Raw genomic sequence first — 3580 nt, 5'->3', positions numbered from 1 at the left:
CTGATCGGCTAGAAGCGCTGGTAGCATGAGCTTCAAACGTCAAACCGCATCCGGCAGAACGCTCTCATTAGAGCAGCTCGAAATCTGGCTCGATACGCTTGATCCGCCGGTCGCCGGTGTCTCCTCGATCGATGGCTTCCTCGCGGCGTTGGCTGCCGGCCCGTCCATCATCAATCCGGACATATGGCTCAAGCGCATCCTGCGCGAACACGTCCAAAGCGCCCGATCGGCACCCGCGCGCCGAACGATCCTTAAGCGCTACAACCAGATCTGCATCGAGCTTGCCGAGTGCCCTGAGGTCTATGCGCCGATCTATATGCGGACCGAGGACGGCGAGGTCCTGCTGGAAGACTTTGCCAATGGCTTCTTCACCGCAATGCATCTGGACATGGACGCATGGAAGCCCTTCGTGTCTGATCGAGACTTCGGCCTGCCGCTTGCAGTTATCCTTGGCCAAAGCACGATCATCGATGGCATATCATGGATCGACCAGCTCCAGGATCCTCTCGCAAATCAGGCTCTTGCAGATACCTGGCGGATGATCCCCCAGATCATCTCCTTCATCCATGACCAGTGTGCCTTTGCAAGAACCCTGACCGTACACTGAAGCCTCTCCACATCCCACGTGGGGTCGGTGCAGCGGTTACGTTACGGTCGCTGGAGGACGAGAACGCCAAGCTGAAGCGACTGCTGGCCGAGGCGATGCTTGATAACGCCGGCCTGAAGGATCTTCTCGCAAAAAATTGGTAACGCCCGCTGCCAAGCGAGAGGCGGTCGCTCATCTCCAGGCGGTTCTGGCCCAAGTTGGACAGTGCTGGCGGAACACGCGGGGAACACGAGATCGTAAGTATCTGATATTGCTGCGAGTGGATTTGGCGCCAAAACCGGGTGTGCTAACAACATTTCCGGTGTGACTGGCGGTCTGGTTTATTTTTACGGATGCAGGCAGTAACAACCTGGCCATGTATGTCGTCGAACGAGTCGCGCGCGGGCACCGCTATCTTTACCTGGTCGAGAGCGTGCGCGAGGGCAAAACTGTCCGCCAGCGCACGATCAAGGCTCTGGGCCGCAAGGATGTGCTGGCCGCGAGTGGCGAACTCGACAGACTGGCCGCCTCGATCGCACGTCACGCAGAGCGCAGCATCATTCTGTCCGATATCGATGCAGGCCGGATCGCAGCCCGCAGGATCGGAGGCCCGTTGCTGTTCGGACGCCTGTGGCAGCGGCTTGGCATCGATGCTGTATTGGAAGAGGTGCTGGAAGGGCGGCAGTTCGGCTTTGCCGTGGAGCGCGCCGTATTTGTCGCCACACTGCACCGCGTGTTCGTCTCAGGCTCGGACCGAGCCTGCCTGGACTGGATGGAGAGCTACGCCATCGACGGCAGCGAGGATCTTGCCCTTCATCACTTCTATCGCTCCATGGCCTGGCTCGGCGAGGAGATCGAGGAGAAGGCAGAAGGCGCATTGGCACCTCGTTGTGTGAAGGACGTGATCGAGGAGAAGCTGTTCGATCGCCGGCGGGACCTGTTCACTGATCTGAGCCTGGTGTTCATGGATACGACGTCGCTCTCGTTCTACGGTGCAGGCGGCGACACGCTGGGTCGACGGGGTCATTCCAAGGACCACCGGCCCGAGCTTGCCCAGATGATCCTGGCCGTGGTGATCGACGCCGAGGGGCGTCCGATCTGCACCGAGATGGTCCCGGGCAACACGGCCGACGTGAAGGTGCTCATGCCCATCGTCACGCGCCTGCGCACCCGCTTTGGGATAACCCGCTCGTGCGTCGTGGCCGACCGCGGCATGATCAGTGCCGGTACGATCGCCGCCCTTGAAGAGCTGGGGATGGAATACATCCTGGGTGCGCGAGAGCGCACCAGCAACGTCATCCGCGATGTCGTGCTTGCCGACACTGCTCCGATGGTGCCCCTGGTCCTCGAGCGACAGGCAGGAGACACCCAGCTGTGGGTCAAGGAAGTGCGCGTTGGCAAAGGCGCAGATGCCCAGCGCTACGTCGTCACGCTCAACGAAGCTGAGGCAAGGAAGGACAAGGCCGACCGGCAAGCGATCGTCGATGGCCTCCAGACCCAGCTGAAGAAGGGCGACAAGGCCCTGGTCGGTAACTCAGCCTATCGCCGCTATCTCAAGGCCAGCGGCAAGACCTTCGAGATCGACATGGGCAAGCTTGCCGACGAGGCGCGCTACGACGGCATCAGCGTGCTGCGCACCAATGCCAGGATCACTCCGCTGCAGGCCGTCATCCGCTACCGTGATTTGCTTCAGGTCGAGGCCCTGTTCCGCGTCGCCAAGGCCAGCTTCGATACCCGTCCCATCTTCCATCAGTCCGATGCCGCTATCCGCGGCCATGTATTTGTCTCGTTCCTCGCTCTGACGCTGGCCAAGGAACTCACCCGCCTGTGTCAGGAAAAGGGCTTACAGCCCGAATGGCAGCCGCTCCTCAACGATCTCGACCGCCTTCAGGAAGCCACCATCGAAAAGGACGGCAAGGTCATTACCACCCGCACCCACGTCTCGGGCCAGGTGGGGAATGTCTTCAAGGCAACCGGCATCGCGCTGCCGGCCAATATCAGCGAACTGCCGCCGCGAACCTGAGCCTCTGCAAGCTCAACCAACCCTAAAAATGTAGTGGTAACACTCGCGCCGGTGCGTGCATATCATTGAACAAAAATGCCTTTTCCAAAAGCACTGTTTAAGTTGGGTCTGGGGATGAGCGAGCGCCGGGCGTGCCGTGTTATCGGCGCTGACCGGAAGAACATGCGTTACCGGTCACAGCGGAAAGGTGATGCCGACTTTCGAGCGAAGCTGCGTGAGCTTGCGCAGCAGCGCCGCCGGTTTGGCTATCGTCGGCTGCACATTCTGCTGCGACGTGAGGGCGGTATCCATGCGGCGAGGCCCGCCTTGCGGGGCCGGTTAACGGTAACCGCTGCTTGGACCCCACGTGGGATGTGGAGAGGCTTCAGTGTACGGTCAGTGTTCTTGCAAAGGCACACTGGTCATGGATGAAGGAGATGATCTGGGGGATCATCCGCCAGGTATCTGCAAGAGCCTGATTTGCGAGGGGATCCTGGAGTTGGTCGATCCACGATGTGCCGTCGATGATCGTGCTTTGGCCAAGGATCGCTGCAAGCGGGAGGCCGAAGTCTCGATCAGACACGAAGGGCTTCCATGCGTCCATGTCCAGATGCATAGCAGTGAAGAAGCCATTGGCGAAGTCTTCCAGCAGGACCTCGCCGTCCTCGGTCCGCATATAGATCGGCGCATAGACCTCAGGGCACTCGGCAAGCTCGATGCAGATCTGGTTGTAGCGCTTGAGGATTGTTCGGCGCGCGGGCGCCGATCGCGTGCTTTGGACGTGTTCGTGCAGGATGCTCTTGAGCCATATGTCCGGATTGATGATGGACGGCCCGGCAGCCAACGCCGCGAGGAAGCCATCGATCGAGGAGACACCGGCGACCGGCGGATCAAGCGTATCGAGCCAGATTTCGAGCTGCTCCAATGAGAGGGTTCTACCGGATGCGGTTTGACGTTTGAAGCTCATGCTACCAGCGCTTCTAGCCGATCAG

At 60.3% G+C, this 3580-nt stretch carries 3 protein-coding genes and 2 pseudogenes; 4 read left to right on the top strand and 1 reads right to left on the bottom strand.

Annotated features, from left to right (window positions below):
- Positions 1–25: 25 nt before the first annotated feature.
- From PKE80_RS14910 to PKE80_RS14895, 4 genes and pseudogenes are all read left to right on the top strand, one after another.
- Positions 26–607, top strand: coding sequence for a UPF0149 family protein (locus PKE80_RS14910; protein WP_107395344.1), 582 nt, complete (start codon positions 26–28; stop codon positions 605–607).
- Positions 608–645: 38 nt separating this feature from the next.
- Positions 646–788 (top strand): annotated as a pseudogene (locus PKE80_RS14905) (IS3 family transposase); the annotation flags it as partial.
- Positions 789–962: 174 nt separating this feature from the next.
- Positions 963–2609: an IS1634 family transposase gene (locus tag PKE80_RS14900; RefSeq protein ID WP_271183186.1), complete on the top strand. Its 1647-nt coding sequence runs from the start codon at positions 963–965 to the stop codon at positions 2607–2609.
- Between the two features lie 111 nt (positions 2610–2720).
- A pseudogene (locus PKE80_RS14895) lies at positions 2721–2891 on the top strand (IS3 family transposase); the annotation flags it as partial.
- 82 nt (positions 2892–2973) lie between these two features.
- Here the strand turns inward: PKE80_RS14895 and PKE80_RS14890 are convergent.
- Positions 2974–3555, bottom strand: a complete 582-nt coding sequence (locus tag PKE80_RS14890; RefSeq protein ID WP_271183185.1) for a UPF0149 family protein — start codon at positions 3553–3555, stop codon at positions 2974–2976.
- Between the last annotated feature and the right edge of the window lie 25 nt (positions 3556–3580).

The organism is Novosphingobium resinovorum (assembly GCF_027922145.1).
Classification (GTDB): Bacteria; Pseudomonadota; Alphaproteobacteria; order Sphingomonadales; family Sphingomonadaceae; genus Novosphingobium; species Novosphingobium resinovorum.
Note: the sequence above shows the minus strand (reverse complement) of the source record. Positions and strands in the feature narration are given on the sequence as shown.

Coding starts and splice junctions, on each gene's coding strand:
- PKE80_RS14890 (WP_271183185.1), bottom strand. CDS start 3,555: ATGAGCTTCAAACGTCAAACCGCATCCGGTAGAACCCTCTCATTGGAG.
- PKE80_RS14910 (WP_107395344.1), top strand. CDS start 26: ATGAGCTTCAAACGTCAAACCGCATCCGGCAGAACGCTCTCATTAGAG.
- PKE80_RS14900 (WP_271183186.1), top strand. CDS start 963: ATGTATGTCGTCGAACGAGTCGCGCGCGGGCACCGCTATCTTTACCTG.